The sequence below is a fragment of the Propionibacterium acidifaciens DSM 21887 genome (assembly GCF_000426605.1).
GTDB lineage: Bacteria > Actinomycetota > Actinomycetes > Propionibacteriales > Propionibacteriaceae > Propionibacterium > Propionibacterium acidifaciens.
On record NZ_AUFR01000009.1, the window covers coordinates 87,087 to 102,469 of the forward strand.

Annotated in this window: 17 protein-coding genes and 1 pseudogene; 5 read left to right on the top strand and 13 right to left on the bottom strand. The window is 69.2% G+C overall.

What is annotated here, in order from left to right:
- Positions 1-12 precede the first annotated feature (12 nt).
- Positions 13-1,170, top strand: coding sequence for an Mrp/NBP35 family ATP-binding protein (locus K336_RS0104795; RefSeq protein WP_028706428.1), 1,158 nt, complete (start codon positions 13-15; stop codon positions 1,168-1,170).
- A gap of 71 nt (positions 1,171-1,241) precedes the next feature.
- On the opposite strand, the gene K336_RS16840 is transcribed toward K336_RS0104795, so the two are convergent.
- Together K336_RS16840 and dapA are read right to left on the bottom strand one after the other, a co-directional pair.
- Positions 1,242-1,757 (bottom strand): sec-independent translocase, encoded by a 516-nt coding sequence (locus K336_RS16840; RefSeq protein WP_226906067.1) that lies wholly within the window; start codon positions 1,755-1,757, stop codon positions 1,242-1,244.
- 110 nt (positions 1,758-1,867) lie between these two features.
- The gene (dapA, locus tag K336_RS0104805) at positions 1,868-2,749 is read right to left on the bottom strand and encodes a 4-hydroxy-tetrahydrodipicolinate synthase (RefSeq protein ID WP_028706429.1); all 882 of its coding nucleotides are present in this window, start codon (positions 2,747-2,749) and stop codon (positions 1,868-1,870) included.
- A 69-nt stretch (positions 2,750-2,818) separates the two neighbouring features.
- On the opposite strand from dapA, the gene K336_RS0104810 reads away from it, so the two are divergent.
- On the top strand, positions 2,819-3,487 hold the full coding sequence (locus tag K336_RS0104810; protein WP_081660602.1) for an O-methyltransferase: 669 nt from the start codon (positions 2,819-2,821) through the stop codon (positions 3,485-3,487).
- An 82-nt stretch (positions 3,488-3,569) separates the two neighbouring features.
- On the opposite strand, the gene glgC is transcribed toward K336_RS0104810, so the two are convergent.
- Positions 3,570-4,814, bottom strand: a complete 1,245-nt coding sequence (gene glgC / locus K336_RS0104815; protein WP_028706431.1) for a glucose-1-phosphate adenylyltransferase — start codon at positions 4,812-4,814, stop codon at positions 3,570-3,572.
- 136 nt (positions 4,815-4,950) lie between these two features.
- Between glgC and glgA the strand changes: the two genes are divergently transcribed.
- Complete coding sequence (gene glgA, locus K336_RS0104820; protein ID WP_028706432.1) at positions 4,951-6,141, top strand: glycogen synthase; 1,191 nt, start codon at positions 4,951-4,953, stop codon at positions 6,139-6,141.
- A gap of 109 nt (positions 6,142-6,250) precedes the next feature.
- Here glgA and K336_RS17540 read toward each other — a convergent pair whose 3' ends face one another.
- The 5 genes from K336_RS17540 to dapE are packed head-to-tail and all read right to left on the bottom strand — an operon-like array spanning position 6,251 to position 10,197.
- Positions 6,251-6,418, bottom strand: coding sequence for a DUF3117 domain-containing protein (locus tag K336_RS17540; protein WP_081660596.1), 168 nt, complete (start codon positions 6,416-6,418; stop codon positions 6,251-6,253).
- Positions 6,406-6,801 (bottom strand): DivIVA domain-containing protein, encoded by a 396-nt coding sequence (locus K336_RS14520; protein WP_021798671.1) that lies wholly within the window; start codon positions 6,799-6,801, stop codon positions 6,406-6,408. Before K336_RS14520 ends, K336_RS17540 begins: the two co-directional genes overlap by 13 nt.
- Before the next feature lie 49 nt (positions 6,802-6,850).
- The gene (locus tag K336_RS14525) at positions 6,851-8,314 is read right to left on the bottom strand and encodes a chloride channel protein (protein WP_081660597.1); all 1,464 of its coding nucleotides are present in this window, start codon (positions 8,312-8,314) and stop codon (positions 6,851-6,853) included.
- Between the two features lie 34 nt (positions 8,315-8,348).
- Entirely contained in the window at positions 8,349-9,095 is a 747-nt protein-coding gene (locus tag K336_RS0104840; RefSeq protein ID WP_021798501.1) for an LOG family protein, read from the bottom strand.
- Positions 9,088-10,197 carry a succinyl-diaminopimelate desuccinylase gene (gene dapE, locus K336_RS0104845; RefSeq protein ID WP_028706433.1) on the bottom strand — a complete coding sequence of 370 codons (1,110 nt, stop codon included), beginning with the start codon at positions 10,195-10,197 and terminating at the stop codon, positions 9,088-9,090. Before dapE ends, K336_RS0104840 begins: the two co-directional genes overlap by 8 nt.
- Before the next feature lie 228 nt (positions 10,198-10,425).
- Between dapE and dapD the strand changes: the two genes are divergently transcribed.
- The gene (dapD, locus tag K336_RS0104850) at positions 10,426-11,352 is read left to right on the top strand and encodes a 2,3,4,5-tetrahydropyridine-2,6-dicarboxylate N-succinyltransferase (protein WP_021798508.1); all 927 of its coding nucleotides are present in this window, start codon (positions 10,426-10,428) and stop codon (positions 11,350-11,352) included.
- 1 nt (position 11,353) lies between these two features.
- Complete coding sequence (locus tag K336_RS14530; protein ID WP_043150309.1) at positions 11,354-12,187, top strand: hypothetical protein; 834 nt, start codon at positions 11,354-11,356, stop codon at positions 12,185-12,187.
- Between the two features lie 702 nt (positions 12,188-12,889).
- Here K336_RS14530 and K336_RS18945 read toward each other — a convergent pair.
- The 5 genes and pseudogenes from K336_RS18945 to K336_RS19275 all read right to left on the bottom strand — a co-directional run.
- On the bottom strand, positions 12,890-13,234 hold the full coding sequence (locus tag K336_RS18945) for an Imm51 family immunity protein (RefSeq protein ID WP_162142563.1): 345 nt from the start codon (positions 13,232-13,234) through the stop codon (positions 12,890-12,892).
- On the bottom strand, positions 13,224-13,940 hold the full coding sequence (locus tag K336_RS17550) for a transposase (RefSeq protein ID WP_162142564.1): 717 nt from the start codon (positions 13,938-13,940) through the stop codon (positions 13,224-13,226). Before K336_RS17550 ends, K336_RS18945 begins: the two co-directional genes overlap by 11 nt.
- Positions 13,941-13,944: 4 nt before the next feature.
- Entirely contained in the window at positions 13,945-14,295 is a 351-nt protein-coding gene (locus K336_RS0104870; RefSeq protein ID WP_028706434.1) for a hypothetical protein, read from the bottom strand.
- Positions 14,296-14,442: 147 nt separating this feature from the next.
- Positions 14,443-14,859, bottom strand: a complete 417-nt coding sequence (locus tag K336_RS18435; protein ID WP_123825893.1) for a DUF6188 family protein — start codon at positions 14,857-14,859, stop codon at positions 14,443-14,445.
- Positions 14,847-15,383, bottom strand: a pseudogene (locus tag K336_RS19275) (hypothetical protein); the annotation flags it as partial. The gene K336_RS18435 and the pseudogene K336_RS19275, both read right to left, overlap by 13 nt.

Here is a 15,383-nt window from a genome sequence, read left to right on the forward strand (position 1 = left end):
AGACACGTGCCTATGAGCGAAGCGCAGAACCCCATGCTGTCCCAGATCCGGACGGCCCTCCACACCGTGCAGGACCCCGAGATCCGCCGCTCGATCGACGATCTGGGCATGATCGACGACGTCTCCGTCGGCGACGACGGCGTCGTCACCGTGAAGGTGCTGCTGACCGTGGCGGGGTGCCCGCTGCACGCGACCATCAGGCAGGACGTGACGAAGGTCCTGTCCGCCGTCCGCGGGGTCACCGGCGTCGAGGTCGAGATGGGGGTCATGAACGACGAGCAGCGCGCCGCGATGCGCGAGTCCCTGCAGGCCGGCCGCACCGAGAACGTCATCCCGTTCTCCCAGCCCGGCAACCTCACCCGCGTCGTCGCGGTGGCCTCGGGCAAGGGCGGCGTCGGCAAGAGTTCCGTCACCGTGAACCTGGCCCTTGCGCTCGCCCAGCGGGGCCTGACCGTGGGGCTGCTGGACGCCGACATCTACGGCCACTCGATCCCCGGCCTGCTCGGCATCGACGAGGCCCGGCCGACCGTCGTGGACGAGATGATCCTGCCCGTGCCGGTCTCGGGCATCAGCGTGATCTCGATGGGCATGCTCAAGCAGTCCCGCGACCAGGTCATCGCCTGGCGCGGCCCGATCCTCGACCGGGCCGTCACGCAGCTGCTGTCCGACGTCTTCTGGGGCGACCTGGACTATCTGCTCATCGACCTGCCCCCGGGCACCGGCGACGTCGCCCTGGCCATCGGCCAGAAGATCCCGAACTCCGACGTGCTCGTCGTGACGACGCCGCAGTCGAACGTCTCGGAGATCTCCGAGCGCGCCGGCACGATGGCGGAGATGCTGCACCAGCACGTGCTCGGCGTCGTCGAGAACATGAGCCACCTCGAGGTGGAGTGCCCGCACTGCCACGAGCGCCACACGGTGGAGCTCTTCGGCTCCGGGGGCGGTCAGGCCACCGCCGACGCCCTGTCCGAGCGCTGCAACCGCCAGATCAACCTGCTGGTCCAGATCCCGATCGACCCGCGGATCAGCGCCGGCGGCGAGACCGGCGAGCCGATCGTCCTGTCCGACGAGAACAGCCCGACGACCAAGGCGATCCAGACCCTGGCCGCCATCGTCACCGCGCACCGCAAGGGCCTCAAGGGCACCTCGCTGAACCTCACGGTGAACTGACCGGCGGTGCGCCGTCCGGCCGTCCGGCCCCGGGGCCGGACGGCCGGACGGCATCGGGCCGCGTCGAGGTCTCAGGTCGCGTCGAGGTCGAAGCAGAGGCCGTAGCGGGCCCGCATGGCGCCCACCGCGGCGTCGAGGGCGGCGGCCGCCGTCGCATCCGCGGTCGGGGGCCTCGCCTCCGACGCCGCGCCGACGGATCCCGCAGCGCCGGGCGCCGGGGAGTCCGGCGCGCGGACGGCCCGGTCCACGGCGCCCGTCGCGCTCGTGGCCGCGCTCGCCGCTGAGCCCACCTCGCGCCGGACGTCGTCGAGATCGCTCCGGACGTCGTCGAGGTCGGCCTGGATCTCGTCGAGCAGGTGCTTCTGCACGAAGGTCTTGGGGTTGAGGTCCTCGAGGGTGAGGTCCTGGTACTCGGGCCCCAGCTCGTCCTTGAGCTGCTGGGTGGCGCCGTTGGCGATGTTGCGGACGTAGAAGACCACCCGCGCCGCCTTGCGGCTGAACTCGGGGATGCGTTCGGGCCCGAAGAAGATCACGGCGAGCACCACGAGGATGAGGAATTCGCTGGCGTTGATGCCGAGAAAACTCATGGGGACCACGCCACAAGGCTAGCCGCCGCGACGAAATCCGCCCGGCCCGTCGGTTCGGGCCGGGCGGATCCTTCCCGCCGGCGGACGCAGGGCCCGCGACCGGTCGGGGTCTACAGATCGGTGCTGTCGAGCAGCTCGCCGAAGGCCCCTGCCAGGTCGGCGGGGGCGCTGCGCAGCGGCGGGCGGCAGGCGCCGACGGGCATGCCCTGGTGCGCCAGGCCCGCCTTGACCATCATGCAGCCCTGGGTCGCGAAGACGCCGGTGAAGACCGGCAGCAGCATGCGGTGGAGGCGAAGGGCCTCGGCCACGTCGCCGCAGCAGAAGGCGTCGATCATCTCGTGGGCGCGCCGGCCCGTGAAATGGGTGCTCGTGCCGACCACGCCGACGCCTCCGATCGCCATGAGAGGCAGGGTGATGGCGTCATCGCCCGAGTAGTACTGCAGATCGGTCTCGGCCATGACGCGCGAGGACGCGTCGAGGTCCTTCTTCGCGTCCTTGACGGCGCGGATCCTCGGATGGGAGGCCAGCTCCAGGAGCGAACCGGTCTCGATCGGGCGCCCGGTGCGGTGCGGGATGTCGTAGAGGATGACCGGCAGGCTCGTCGCGTCGGCGATGGCGACGAAGTGGTCGACGATCATGTCCTGCGGGGGGAGCGAGTAGTAGGGCGTGACGGCCAGCAGGCCGTCGGCGCCGGCCTGCTCGGCCTGGCGGGCCAGCTCGACGCTGGCCGCCGTGTCATTCGTCCCGACGCCGGCGACGAGCCTCGCCCGGTCGCCCACCTCGGCCTTCACCGCCGACAGCAGGTCGAACTTCTCCCGGGGGGTCGTCGTGGGCGCCTCGCCCGTCGTGCCGGAGATGACGAGGCCGTCGTTGCGCAGGTCGTCGACCAGATGGGCGGCGAGCTCCTTGGCCTTGTCGAGGTCGAGCTTCCCCTCGTCGTCGAAGGGTGTGACCATCGCGGTCAACAGTCGCCCGAAAATCGGTTCGCTCATCGTCGTCGCCTTCCGTCAGTGCGATATGCCTCAACCCATGGTAGAGACCCGGGCGGCTAGGCTGTGCACGTGTCGTCCTCTCGCAGCAGCAAGAACTCCGCCCGGGACGGGCTGGATTCCCGTTCCCTGTCCTACGCCGATGATCTCATCCCCGCCGTCGAGGCGGTCCGCACCGCTCGCGAGCAGGCCGTCCTGAGCGGCGCGCCGGCGCTCAGCAATGGCGCATGCGCGACCCTCACGATGCTGGCCCGGGCGCTCGACGCGCAGGCCGTCGTCGAGATCGGGACGAGCACCGGGGCGTCCGGGCTGGCCTTCTTCGCCGGCATGAACGAGCGCGGGGTCCTCACCTCGATCGACGCGCAGGCCCAGTGGCAGGTGCAGGCCCGCCAGGCCTTCATCGCCGAGCGGATCCCCACGCGCCGCTTCCGCCTCATCCCCGGCAGCCCGCTGGACGTGCTGAACAATCTGCGCGACGGAGCCTACGACATCGTCTTCATCAACGGCGACAAGCTCGAGTACGCCGAGTACCTCGACCAGGCGCTGCGCCTGCTGCGCCCCGGCGGACTGGTGATCCTCAACGAGGTGCTCTGGCGGAACAAGGTGGCCGACCCCTCCGACGAGGAGGACGAGGCCCTCATCATCCGCGAGACGCTCACGGCGGCCATCGAGAACGAGGGCCTCATGAGCGCGCTGCTGCCGGTGGGCGAGGGCCTGTTCGTCGCGGTCACGGCGCGCTGAGGCCGCCTGCGAGGGGCCCGGACGTGCGGGCGCGGGGCCGCCACGCGCGGCACGTGCGTCGTGGCGTCGACGCCCGGCCCGCTCAGTCGTCGGCGCGGAAGGCCGCCTCCCTGGTCACCGTGAAGCCCTTCGGCACGACCGTGATACCGCCGGAGGAGACCGTCAGGCCGCGGGCCTCGTCGTCCTCGCGGTCCAGGCCCACGTGCGTGCCGGGGGGCAGGACGACGCCCTTGTCGAGGATGGCGTTACGCAGGATGCATTGCTCGCCGACGTGGGACCCGTCCATGAGGACGCAGCGGTCGAGTGAGGCGCCCTTCTCGACGCGGACCTTCGGGCTGAGCACCGAGTGGTCGACGTCGCCGCCGGAGATGACGCAGCCGGCCGAGACGAGCGAGGACTCGGCGGTGCCGTGCAGGGTGAACTTCGCCGCTGGCGCCTGGATCGCGTCGGCCCAGATGGGCCACTGCTCGTTGTACAGGTTGAACTGCGGCACGACCGAGACGAGATCCATGTGCGCGGCGTGGAAGGCGTCGATGGTGCCGACGTCGCGCCAGTAGTCCTTGTCGTGCTCGGTGGCGCCGGGCACGACGTTGTCCTTGAAGTCGTAGACCCCGCACTGGCCGGCCTCGACGAAGGCGGGGACGATGTCGCCGCCCATGTCGTGCTTGGACTCGGAGTTCTCGCCGTCGGCCTCGAGCATCTCGACGAAGGCCCTGCGACTGAAGATGTAGTTGCCCATCGAGGCCAGCACCTCGTCGGGCGAGTCGGGCAGGCCGGGGGGGTCCTTGGGCTTCTCGAGGAAGCCTTTGATGCGGCCTTCGGGGTCCGAGTCGATGACGCCGAAGGCCGAGGCCTCCGAGCGCGGCACGCGAATGCCGGCGACGGTGGCGTCCAAGCCCGAGTCGATGTGCGCCTCGAGCATCTGCATGACGTCCATGCGGTAGATGTTGTCGGCGCCGAAGACGACGATGTAGTCGGGGTCGGCGTCCTTGATGAGGTTCATCGACTGGTAGATGGCGTCGGCGCTGCCCTGGTACCAGTGGGGGCCGCGGCGCTGCTGAGCCGGGACGGGGGTGACGTAGTTGCCGAGCATCGTCGACATGCGCCACTTGACCGAGATGTGCCGGTCGAGCGAGTGCGACTTGTACTGCGTCAGAACGGCGATCTTCAGCAGGTTGGAGTTCGCGAGATTCGACAGGACGAAGTCGATGAGACGGCAGGTGCCGGCGAAGGGCACGGCGGGCTTCGCCCGATCAGCGGTGAGGGGCATGAGCCGTTTTCCTTCGCCTCCCGCCAGCACGAGGGAGAGAACGCTGGGTGTAGCCATGGACTCAACCTACGGCCCGGGGCGGGCGGGCGGCAAGACGGTCCGGACGATCAGGGGCCGTTCAGCATCCACCGGAGCGGCCCCGGTCGCATGGGGCGGGCGATCCCCCCCAGGCGGCGTGTGAGACGATCGGGGCATGCATGCATCCATTCTCACTCGCGAGTACCCCCCGTCCGTCTACGGCGGCGCGGGCGTGCACGTGGCCCAGCTGGTGCCGCGTCTTCGTGATCTCATCGACGTCGATGTGCAGTGCATGGGTGAGCCCCGCGACGGTGTGGTCGCCCATGCCGAGGACTTCCCGCCCGGGGCGAATGCGGCCCTGCGCGTGCTCGGAGCCGATCTGTCCATGGTCTCGGCACTGCCCGACGACACCGATCTGGTCCACTCCCACACCTGGTACGCGAACATGGCCGGCCATCTCGGCGGCCTGTTCCGCTCGATCCCCCACGTCGTCACGGCCCACTCGCTGGAGCCCCTGCGGCCCTGGAAGCGCGAGCAGCTCGGCGGCGGCTACGAGCTGTCCAGCTGGGCCGAGCGCACCGCCTACGAGGGCGCCTCGGCGATCATCGGCGTGAGCACCGCGATGGCCGGGGACATCCTGCGCTGCTACCCCGACCTCGACCCCGACAAGATCCACGTCGTGCGCAACGGCGTGGACGTCACAGAATTCTACCCCACCGAGGACCACGACTTCTGCGACCGCATCGGCATGGACACGAGCCGCCCGTCGGTCGTCTTCGTCGGGCGCATCACCCGTCAGAAGGGCCTCGTCCATCTCGTGCGCGCGGCCCGCGAGCTCCAGCCCGGCACCCAGGTCGTCCTGCTGGCCAGCTCGCCCGACACCCCCGAGATCGCCGCCGAGTTCGGCGAGAGCCTCGAGGCCCTCAAGGGGGTGCACGGCGACGACGTCATCTGGGTGCAGGAGATGGCCCCCCGCGAGGGGGTCCGTCAGGTCTACTCGCACGCCACGCTCTTCGCCTGCCCCTCGGTCTACGAGCCGCTGGGCATCGTCAACCTCGAGGCGATGGCCTGCGAGGCGGCCGTCGTGGCCTCGGCCGTCGGCGGCATCCCCGAGGTCGTCGACGACGGCACGACCGGGACGCTCGTCGCCTACGACCCCGAGCGCGCCGAGGACGCCGAGTACGTGGCCGACTTCGAGCACCGTTTCGCGGTCGCGATGAACGACCTCGTCGGCAACCCCGACAAGGTCCGGGTCTTCGGCAAGGCCGGCCGTCAGCGCTGCATCGACCACTTCAGCTGGGAGGCCATCGCGGCCCAGACCGTCGAGGTCTACCGGGCGGCCGTCGACTACCGCGCCGCCCGCTGACCGGACGGGACCGCACGCGCGGCACGTGCGGCCCCACGACGGGACGGGTCGGGTCCGGCACCGCGGCGGTGCCGGACCCGACCCGTCCCGTCGTGCGGACCGATGATGGTCAGCCGACAACGCCCTTGAGACATCCGAGAAGTTCGGCGGCCTCTTCGGCGTTGAGCTCGACGACCAGACGGCCGCCGCCGTCGACCGGAACGCGCATCACGATGCCGCGGCCCTCTTTCGTTACCTCCATGGGGCCATCGCCAGTACGTGGCTTCATTGCTGCCATTGGTTCCTCGTTTCTGAGTCGTGCTGCACGCCATCGGCCGTGCGGATGCCACCATTATCCCCTATGGCTCCGTCCGGAACCGAACCCGCCGGCGCGGGAGCACCCGGGGCGGGCCGGTCGGCGCTGGCCGCGGCGTCGGGCCCGGCCGCCGCCAGCTGCTCGCCGAGACGGGCCAGGACGGCGTCGACCTGCTCCATGTCGTAGCCGCGGGTGACGACGGCGAAGCGCACCGCGCGGAGGTCCTCGGCGCTCACCGGGCCGTCAGGCAGATCGGGCCCGGGACGCTCGGGGAGTTGGGGCCCGAGCTGCCCGAGGTGCCCGCGCGCGGCCCACAGACCGAGCGCAATGACGCCGACGACGAGGATTCCGAGGGCCCAGACCATGCCCACCATCCTAGGTCGCCCGCCCGGGGCGGGCCCGCCGCCGGACTGCTCACTCGGACCGGGCGCCCGAGCGGGCCTGCTCGGCGTACAGGGCGCGGGACTCGAGCCGGTCCTCGAGCTGGTTGACGTAGATGGTGCGTTCGCCGACGACGAGCGTGGCGATGGCCACCGCGATCATGGCTGGGGCCAGCAGCGACAGATTGCCGGTCATCTCGGCGACCATGAGCATGACGCCGAGCGGGGCGTGGGCGATCGCGCCGAAGCAGGCGATCATCCCGACGATGACGTACGGGGCGGGGCTGGCGCCGGTCCAGGGCAGGGCCGCCAGGACGCGCCAGAGCGCCCCGCCGGTGCAGCCCCCGACGACCATGCCGGGCCCGAAGACCCCGCCGGAACCGCCCGAGCCGATCGACAGGGTCGTGGCGAGGACCTTGACCAGCGGAATCACCAGGACGAGCCACAGCGGCGCGGCCAGGAGCCGGTCGGCGCGCATCTCGAGCTGCACCCAGCCGTAGCCGGTGCCGAGGGCCGCCGGCACGGCCAGGCCGAGCAGGCCGACGGCCAGGCCACCGAGGGCTGGCAGGAGGGCGGCCGGCACCGGCAGGCGCCGCAGGGCCGCGCCGCCGCGCTGGAACAGGCCCGCGTAGACGCGTCCGGCGAGCCCGGCGGCGACGCCGAGGAGCGCGAACCAGACGAGGGTCACCGGGTGCGTGAAGGTGAGGGCGCTCATCGTCCCGAAGATCGGCTGGAAGCCGTTGACCGCCCCGAAGACGGCGTAGGCGGTGATCGAGGAGACGAGGCTCGGCATGATCGCGTCGGCCTCGAGGTCGTTGCGGTAGAGCAGCTCGGCGCCGAGCAGCGCGCCGCCGAGCGGGGCGCGGAAGATCGCGCCGATGCCTGCCGCCATGCCGGCCGAGACGGCGATCCGCGCATCCCGGCGCGGCACCCGGAACCGGCCGCAGAGCATCGACACGACCGTCGCGCTGATCTGGGCGGCGGGCCCTTCGCGCCCGCCGGAGCCTCCCGAGCCGATGACGAGGGAGGAGGCGACGATCTTGACCAGCGCCACCCGTCCGCGCAGCGCGGTGGGCTCGTGGTGGACGGCGTGGATCGCCGCGTCGGTGCCGTGGCCCTTCGCCTCGGGGGCGAACGCCGCAACGAGCAGGCCGGCGACGAGCGCGCCGCCGCAGGTGACGAGCGGCACGGCCCAGGGGCGGGTAAAGCCGCCGCCCGTCAGGCCGCCACCCTCCCCGACGGTCGTCGGGGGCTGGTAGCCGCCGAGACCGACGAGCAACCACCCGGTGGCGCGGCCGAGGCACCAGTAGAAGACGACGGCGCCCGCGCCGGCGACGAGGCCGATGGCGACGCCGAACAGCAGCCACCGGGTCAGGGAGTCGCGCAGCGCCTTGGGGCGGCGCGGGACGAGGAGCCGCAGGAGGCCCCTGAGCCGGGCGCCGCGGCGACGGGACCGCGGGTTCCCCCGCACCGGCTCGAGCTTCGACACGGCGGCCATTATGGCACCGAGAGGCCGGTGCGGGGCGGCGGGTTCAGTCCGGCCCGGCCCCGGCCCGCGTGACGATCCGCACGGCCTCGTCCGGGTCGTCGGTGACGTGGAAGATGTCGACGTCCTCGGGGTTGATGCAGCCGCTGCCGGTGACGCTCGTGCGCAGCCAGTCGACCAGCCCCCGCCAGTAGCCGGAGCCGAACAGGACGACCGGGAAGTCCATCACCTTGCGCGTCTGGATGAGGGTCAGGGCCTCGAAGAGCTCGTCGAGGGTGCCGAAACCGCCGGGCATGGCGATGAAGCCTTGGGCGTACTTGAGGAACATCACCTTGCGGGCGAAGAAGTAGCGGAAGTTGACGCCGAGGTTCACGTACCGGTTCATCGTCTGCTCGAAGGGCAGCTCGATGCCCAGGCCGACCGAGCAGCCGCCGGCCTCGTGGGCGCCCCGGTTGGCGGCCTCCATGATGCCGGGGCCCCCGCCGGTGATGACGGCGAGCCCCCGGCTCACCAGCTCCCGCGCCATGTACTCGGCCTGCGCGTACTCGGGGGTGCCGCGCCCGGCGCGGGCGGAGCCGAACATCGAGATGGCCGGGCCCAGTTCGTCGAGGGCGCCGAAGCCCTCGACGAACTCGGCCTGGATCCGCAGCACGCGCCACGGGTCGTCGTGCATCCAGCTGTGGCCGCCCTCGAGCAGGCGCTGGTCTGTGGTGCGGCCGTCGATCTGGTCGCCCCGGCGGATGACCGGGCCCGCCGTCGCCTGCCGGTCCGGGGGACGGCCCGCCTCACTCATGGCCGCCTCCGGGCCGGAGCCAGGCGAGGAGGGCGTCGCGGGCGGCGTCGAGGTCGTCCAGCGGGCAGCACTCGTCGACGGCATGGGCCTTGCCGGCGTCACCGGGGCCGTAGTTGACGGCCGGCACACCGAGGGCCGAGAAGCGGGCCACGTCGGTCCAGCCGTACTTGGGGCCGGGCTCGCCGCCGACGGCGGCGCAGAACTGACGGGCGGCCGGACGGTCCAGACCGGGGCGCGCGGCCGGCGACAGGTCGAGCACCTCGAAGTCGACGCCCGGGCGCTCGAAGGTGCGGCGCATCGCGGCGAGGGCGCCCTCGGCGGACACGTCGGGCGCGAAACGGAAGTTGACGTACAGCTCGGCGGTGTCGGGAATGACATTGCCGGCGGTGCCGCCGCTCACGATGGTGGCGTTGAGCCCCTCTCGGAAGACGAGGCCCTCGACCCCGACGGCCTCGCGCACCGGGTAGTCGCGGATGGCCTCGAGCAGGCCGGTGAGCTCGTGGATGGCGTTGCGGCCGAGCCAGCTGCGCGCCGAGTGGGCGGCGGTACCGTGGGTAGTCAGCTTGAAGCGGGTCGTGCCCTGGCAGCCGCCCTCGATGCGGTCGCTGGTGGGCTCCATGAGGACGGCGAAGTCCCCGGCGAGCCAGTCGGGGTGGTCTTCGGCGATGCGTCCCAGGCCGTTCGCCGAGGCCTCGATCTCCTCGCACTCGTAGAAGACCCAGGTGACGTCGTGGACGGGCTCGTCGAGCGCCTGCGCCAGGTGGAGGGCCACGGCCACGCCTCCCTTCATGTCGGCGGCGCCGCGCCCGACGAGGACCTCGCGCCCGTCGCGCACCCCGACGCGGCTGGGCAGGTTGTCGGCGACCGGCACGGTGTCGAGGTGGCCCGCGATGATGACGCGCTGGTCGCGGCCGAGCCGGGTGCGGGCCACGATGCTGTTGCCGTGGCGCAGCACCTCCAGGTGCGGGCAGCCGGACAGCGCCCGCTCGACCAGATCGGCGAGGCGGGCCTCGTCCCGGCTGACCGACTCGATGTCGACGATCCGGGCGAACAGGCCGTGCAGATCGCCCGGCTCCAGGCCCTCGGCCTCCTCGTTGCGCATTGCCATGGACCGAAGCCTAGCCGCGCCGGCCCGGCGCGGGCGACCGGCGAGCCGCCCGGGGGCTGTCGTCGTGGGATGGGACCGTCCGGGGACCGGACCTGCGCGGGCGCTCGTCCGTGGCCCCGCGTCACGGAGAACCACCGCGGACGCCCGGACGGACCGGTCGGGGCGCCGGTCGGACTCGCGCGTCACGGGGAAACGGCGGCGCCCGTCAGTAGGCTGGGCGCCATGACTGACGCAACCCGCACCGCCTGGGGCTGGGGCCTGGCCACCGTGCACGACTCGGGCCGGACGCTCGACACCTGGTTCCCCTCCCCCGCCCTCGGCGAGCCCGACGACGGGCCCGCGCCCGCCCGGCTCGCCGCCGGCCGCGACGAGCTGCGCCGCGTGAGCACCGAGGTGCGCCGCGTCGTCATCGACCTCGACGCCCCGCCCGAGGAGGTGGGCGACGCCTATCTGCGCCTGCACCTGCTGAGCGCGCGCCTGGTCATCCCCAACAGCATCAACCTCGACGGCATCTTCGGGATCCTGCCCACCGTCGTGTGGACGAGCGCCGGGCCCTGCTCGCCGGGCGACTTCGACCAGCTCCGCCGCGCCCTGGCGGCCGACCGCGGCTCGCTCGTCATCACGAGCGTCGACAAGTTCCCCCGCATGGTGGACTACGTCATCCCCTCGGGGGTGCGCATCGGCGACGCCGACCGCATCCGCCTGGGCGCCCACCTGGCCGAGGGCACGACGGTCATGCACGAGGGCTTCGTGAACTTCAACGCCGGCACCCTCGGCGACTCGATGATCGAGGGCCGCATCTCGCAGGGGGTCATCGTCGAGGCGGGCTCCGACATCGGCGGCGGCGCCTCCACCATGGGCACCCTGTCGGGCGGCGGGACGCAGCGGGTGCGCATCGGCAGGGGCTGCCTGCTGGGCGCGGAGTCCGGCTGCGGCATCGCGCTGGGCGACAACTGCGTCATCGAGGCCGGCCTCTACGTCACCGCCGGCACCAAGGTGACGATGCCCGACGGCTCCGTGGTGCCGGCTCGCGAGCTGTCCGGCGGCTCCAACATGCTGTTCCTCCGCGACTCCGTCACCGGCGCCGTGCGCGTCATCGCCCGCGCCGGGCGGCGCATCGAGCTCAACACGGCCCTTCACGAGAACTGACATGGCGGCCCTGACCCGACGGGGACTGCTCGCCGGTCTCGGCGCCGGGGCGCTCGCCCTGCCGCTCGCCGCCTGCTCCGGCGGGGCCGTGGAGAGCCTGCCGGAGCAGGGCGCGCTGGTGAGCGCCGACGGGCTCACCCATCTGCTCGACCTCGACCAGGCGGCGAACGCGGCGATCATCGTCGGCGAGGCGATCCGTCGCGGCCTGCGGGCCCGGGCGGCGACGATCGCCCTCGCCACGGCGCTCCAGGAGTCGAAGCTGTACAACATCGAGTACGGGGATCGCGACTCGCTCGGCCTGTTCCAGCAGCGCACCAGCCAGGGCTGGGGCACCGAGGAGCAGATCATGGACCCCTGGTACTCCTCGGGCGCCTTCTACGACGCCCTGGTGAAGATCGACGGCTGGGACAGCGGGAGCATCAACGACGTGGCCCAGGCCGTGCAGCGCTCCGGGGTGCCCGACGGCTACGCCGAGCACGAGGACGTCAGCCGCACCTGGGCGAGCGCCCTGTACGGCTACGACCCGGCGGCCGTCACCCTCGTCGACCGGGCGGAGGCGGCTGCCGACGCGGAGGCGCTCACCGGTTTCGTCGGCACCGTCTGGGGCGAGGCTGTCGGCTCGGTAATCGACGGGACAACGATCACCTTCACGGTCCCCGACTCGCGTCAGGGCTGGTCGCTGGCCCAGCTGCTCCTGTGCCGCGGCTCGGCCGCCGGCCTCACGGGACTGCAGGCCGGGCAGGCGAGCTGGACGGCCAGCCGCACCGTGCGGACCGACTGGACCGGCGGGACGGACGAGGACGCCAGCATCGTCACCGCCACCCTGCACTCCTGAACTGGGGTGAAGCGGGTTCTCGGGCGGCGGTGAGCGTCTGGTTCAGGTTGCCTTTGCGACGTCCGGGTTCGGTGTCGATTTCGTCGGGTGTGCGGTGGTCGATCGCCGAGTGGGGGTCGTCCGGGATTGTGCCCCGGTTCGGTCCAGGATGGCACGTCCCGGGTCGCGTGGACCCTGCTCGGGTGGACCTTGCGGTTCACGAATTCTTTCCTCCGGGAGGATTGTTCAAAAGTCATTTTTGACTCTTCAGGGGACTTTCGTCCGATTTTCTTGTGGGGACAGCGGGGAGGGCCTGTTCGCGCGACGAATGAATTGTCGAAACAGTCGTCGCGAACAGGCCCTCACATGTAGACTGCAACGGGACTCCCGGTCGTGGTCGCAGACGCCCGCTACGAGCGGATCGCCGGTCGGTGCCCCACTCTTGACAGGCCCGGGGGAAGGCTCACGATCCTGGAAGCCCATTCAAAATTCTCGGCGAAGCAGGCTCTGAGGCTTATTCACAGGAGGTCAGGCGAGAGGCGCAGCCTCTAGCCATGACCTGGTTCATCGAGGCAGTGAACAAGCTTCTCCGACCAGGTATTTCCCTTGTCGACGCGCCAGTTTTGAACAATCCTCCTTCCACACATTCACCCAGACCATCACCACAGCCATCGCATCACAGCTCCACGAACAGACTTTGGACAATCCTCCGGGAACGTCCGTCTATGCCAATTCCGCCCTGCTGAAAAGGGTTCGCGCATCCTCGGGGTCGTCGACGAGCCGCTCGAGCAGGGCCCGGATTCGTCGGAGCGCCTTCGTGTCGGCGCTGAAGGCAAAAAGCTCCTGCGCATCAGGGTCGAGCTCGACCCGGTCGGCCAGCTCGGGAGCACGTTCATCGATCAGGACACGGGTCAAGGCCGCCCAATCGTCACCACTTCCCTCGGCACCTTCATCAGCCCGGGACGCGAAGACCTCCTTCAAACAGGTGCCGGCCTGGATCGTCAGGCACCCCTGATCATCACCAGCCTCGGGATCCGGCTCAGACAAAGCATGGCCGTCATGAAACAAAATCGTTTCTGGTTTCGCGGAGTGGGAGGTGTTCGAAGCCGTGGTCGACGGTGCGTCCGGTGACGTGTGAGACGAATGCGCCGAAGGTTTCTTCGGGGGTCTCGCGCTGGATGTTCGCGATGTTGCTCTTGGCCGTGTTCCGGACGTGCCCGGCCGGGTTGTGGTCGGGCGCGTACGGCGGCAGATGAATCGGCGTGATGCGCTCCAACAGCCGGCCCGGCTCGTGGAGGCCGGTCAACGCTCTCGCATGGTGGAATCGGGCGTCGTCCAGGACGACCACGATCTTGCCGGCCTCGGTTTCGCGTTGGAGTCGTTCCAGGGCGAGGATCGTCTGCTCGGTGTTCTGGTTCCCCTCGATCGGGTACAGTTTGACTTTTTTGCTGGTCGGGGAGAGGGCGCCGAAGAAGGACTGGGACGTCTTCTTCCGGTCCACGGACCGGCCTGGTGCGCTGCCCCCTTTTGGGGGCTGCATGCGGCGGGTCCAGGCCTCGTGCTCGGGGCGGGCCTCGTCTGCGGTGTAGACCTCCCAGCCGGCGTCCAACAGGGCATTGACTTGGGTTTTCACTTCGGTCATGCGTCTGGTGACGGCTTTCTCGTTGCGGTGCTCGTCGAACGGGTCGGGCGGCTCGAGGCTCGGCCCGCACAGGGGCGGGAGCAGCTGGTGGGAGGGGCCCGACTGGTACCGGCCGTCGGACAGGATCTTCACGACGTCACCGCAGGGCCGGGACATCCCAGAACTCGGCGCGGATGCCCGTCCGGGAGGGCGGCCGGGCCAGGATGGCCTTGAGTTCTTCCTTCCGGGTGCGGGTGAGTTTCGCCGCGTTCTGGTTCCCGGCATGCCCAGTCAGGACCGAGCACATCCTGGTGGCCTGCCACTCGGCCAGCCATTCCTGCACGGCCCGCTCCGTGCGCTCAACCAGTTCAGCGAAGATGCCCACGTCGACCCCACGGGAGGCGTACAGGACAGCTTCTGCTTTCATCCGAACCAGCACATGATTGTCGGAACGCTTCTTCCATCTGATCAGGACGGCTGTTTCTTCCGGGATGACCTCGACCTGCATGCCCCGAACACATCCGAAACGGCACAGGAAATCCATGGAAAATACGGTTTCGTTTCACGCCAGCCATACAAAAAGATTTTCGAATAATCCTCCTGCGCTGGAGATTAAAAAGCAACGGGGTTTAATAAATTTTTTTGCAAGCAAATCTTATTTATCTTTACTAGTCCATTCAGCCATTCCACCACCCGGAAGACATATCAAATGAATCGAGTTCTCATACCATAGATCCCAAGCCTCGTACATCGGCGATGGCTTTATTGCAACTTGATATCCCCCATCAAAACTAATATGCATTTCACCAAAACTTGATATTTTCAGCTCTGTAAAGTATCTACGCACAAGGGCTAGCACAGGAGCTAAAGACTCTGGGTTTGATTGGGGGTCAAGTTCAATGGGAGCCGAGACTCGATTGAGTAGTGTAAAAGGACATTCGATGCGAATAGCAGTATCTGCGTCAAGCGTAAAAGTTACAGCCCAATCAAACGATAAAGAAGTCTGTACTGAATTAACCGCCACGAGAGACCATGACCCCTCAAGCGTCTTGTCCAAGATTAGCTGGGCCACCCTGGCCGCCTCCCTTTATAAAACTCGTCAATATGCGTTTCCACCTGGCCCCCTGGCTTACCATTTACATCGATAGACTGCCCCCCACCCTTGCCGTTATAAACTCTTACGTATCCATTAGGATACTGGGGAGTTGGCTCCATTATCCTAATTGAGTTCTGATTTTTTAGTGATCCTGGTTTTTGAAAAACAATTCCTCGACCATTATCGGCCGTTCTGCCAGCCCAACCGCTTGGCACATCAAATGTTGTGCCCCTAGGGGCTACAACAAAAGTCTTTCCACTGGACCCGCAGGCTCCGTTTTCGCCGGTGAGTGGGTTTTGGTCATTGTGGACGAGGATAGCCTGTCCGGTGTCGGTGACCACGTGGTAGTTGTGAAGGCCACCGATGGCTAGGTTGTGGACGGTTTGGGCGTGTCCGGTGGCCTGGACCGACACCACCTCGGTGACTCGCCCGTCCGGGGTGTGGAGGATGTCGCCCTCATGCAACTGCTCGGCCGGGATGTAGCCACGATCCTCAACATA

What these genes read in the sequence shown, in the direction of transcription:
- K336_RS0104795 (WP_028706428.1), top strand. Translation starts at nt 13, where the DNA reads ATGAGCGAAGCGCAGAACCCCATGCTGTCCCAGATCCGGACGGCCCTC.
- K336_RS16840 (WP_226906067.1), bottom strand. Translation starts at nt 1,757, where the DNA reads ATGAGTTTTCTCGGCATCAACGCCAGCGAATTCCTCATCCTCGTGGTG.
- dapA (WP_028706429.1), bottom strand. Translation starts at nt 2,749, where the DNA reads ATGAGCGAACCGATTTTCGGGCGACTGTTGACCGCGATGGTCACACCC.
- glgC (WP_028706431.1), bottom strand. Translation starts at nt 4,814, where the DNA reads ATGGCTACACCCAGCGTTCTCTCCCTCGTGCTGGCGGGAGGCGAAGGA.
- glgA (WP_028706432.1), top strand. Translation starts at nt 4,951, where the DNA reads ATGCATGCATCCATTCTCACTCGCGAGTACCCCCCGTCCGTCTACGGC.
- K336_RS17540 (WP_081660596.1), bottom strand. Translation starts at nt 6,418, where the DNA reads ATGGCAGCAATGAAGCCACGTACTGGCGATGGCCCCATGGAGGTAACG.
- K336_RS14520 (WP_021798671.1), bottom strand. Translation starts at nt 6,801, where the DNA reads ATGGTCTGGGCCCTCGGAATCCTCGTCGTCGGCGTCATTGCGCTCGGT.
- K336_RS14525 (WP_081660597.1), bottom strand. Translation starts at nt 8,314, where the DNA reads ATGGCCGCCGTGTCGAAGCTCGAGCCGGTGCGGGGGAACCCGCGGTCC.
- K336_RS0104840 (WP_021798501.1), bottom strand. Translation starts at nt 9,095, where the DNA reads ATGAGTGAGGCGGGCCGTCCCCCGGACCGGCAGGCGACGGCGGGCCCG.
- dapE (WP_028706433.1), bottom strand. Translation starts at nt 10,197, where the DNA reads ATGCGCAACGAGGAGGCCGAGGGCCTGGAGCCGGGCGATCTGCACGGC.
- dapD (WP_021798508.1), top strand. Translation starts at nt 10,426, where the DNA reads ATGACTGACGCAACCCGCACCGCCTGGGGCTGGGGCCTGGCCACCGTG.
- K336_RS14530 (WP_043150309.1), top strand. Translation starts at nt 11,354, where the DNA reads ATGGCGGCCCTGACCCGACGGGGACTGCTCGCCGGTCTCGGCGCCGGG.
- K336_RS0104870 (WP_028706434.1), bottom strand. Translation starts at nt 14,295, where the DNA reads ATGCAGGTCGAGGTCATCCCGGAAGAAACAGCCGTCCTGATCAGATGG.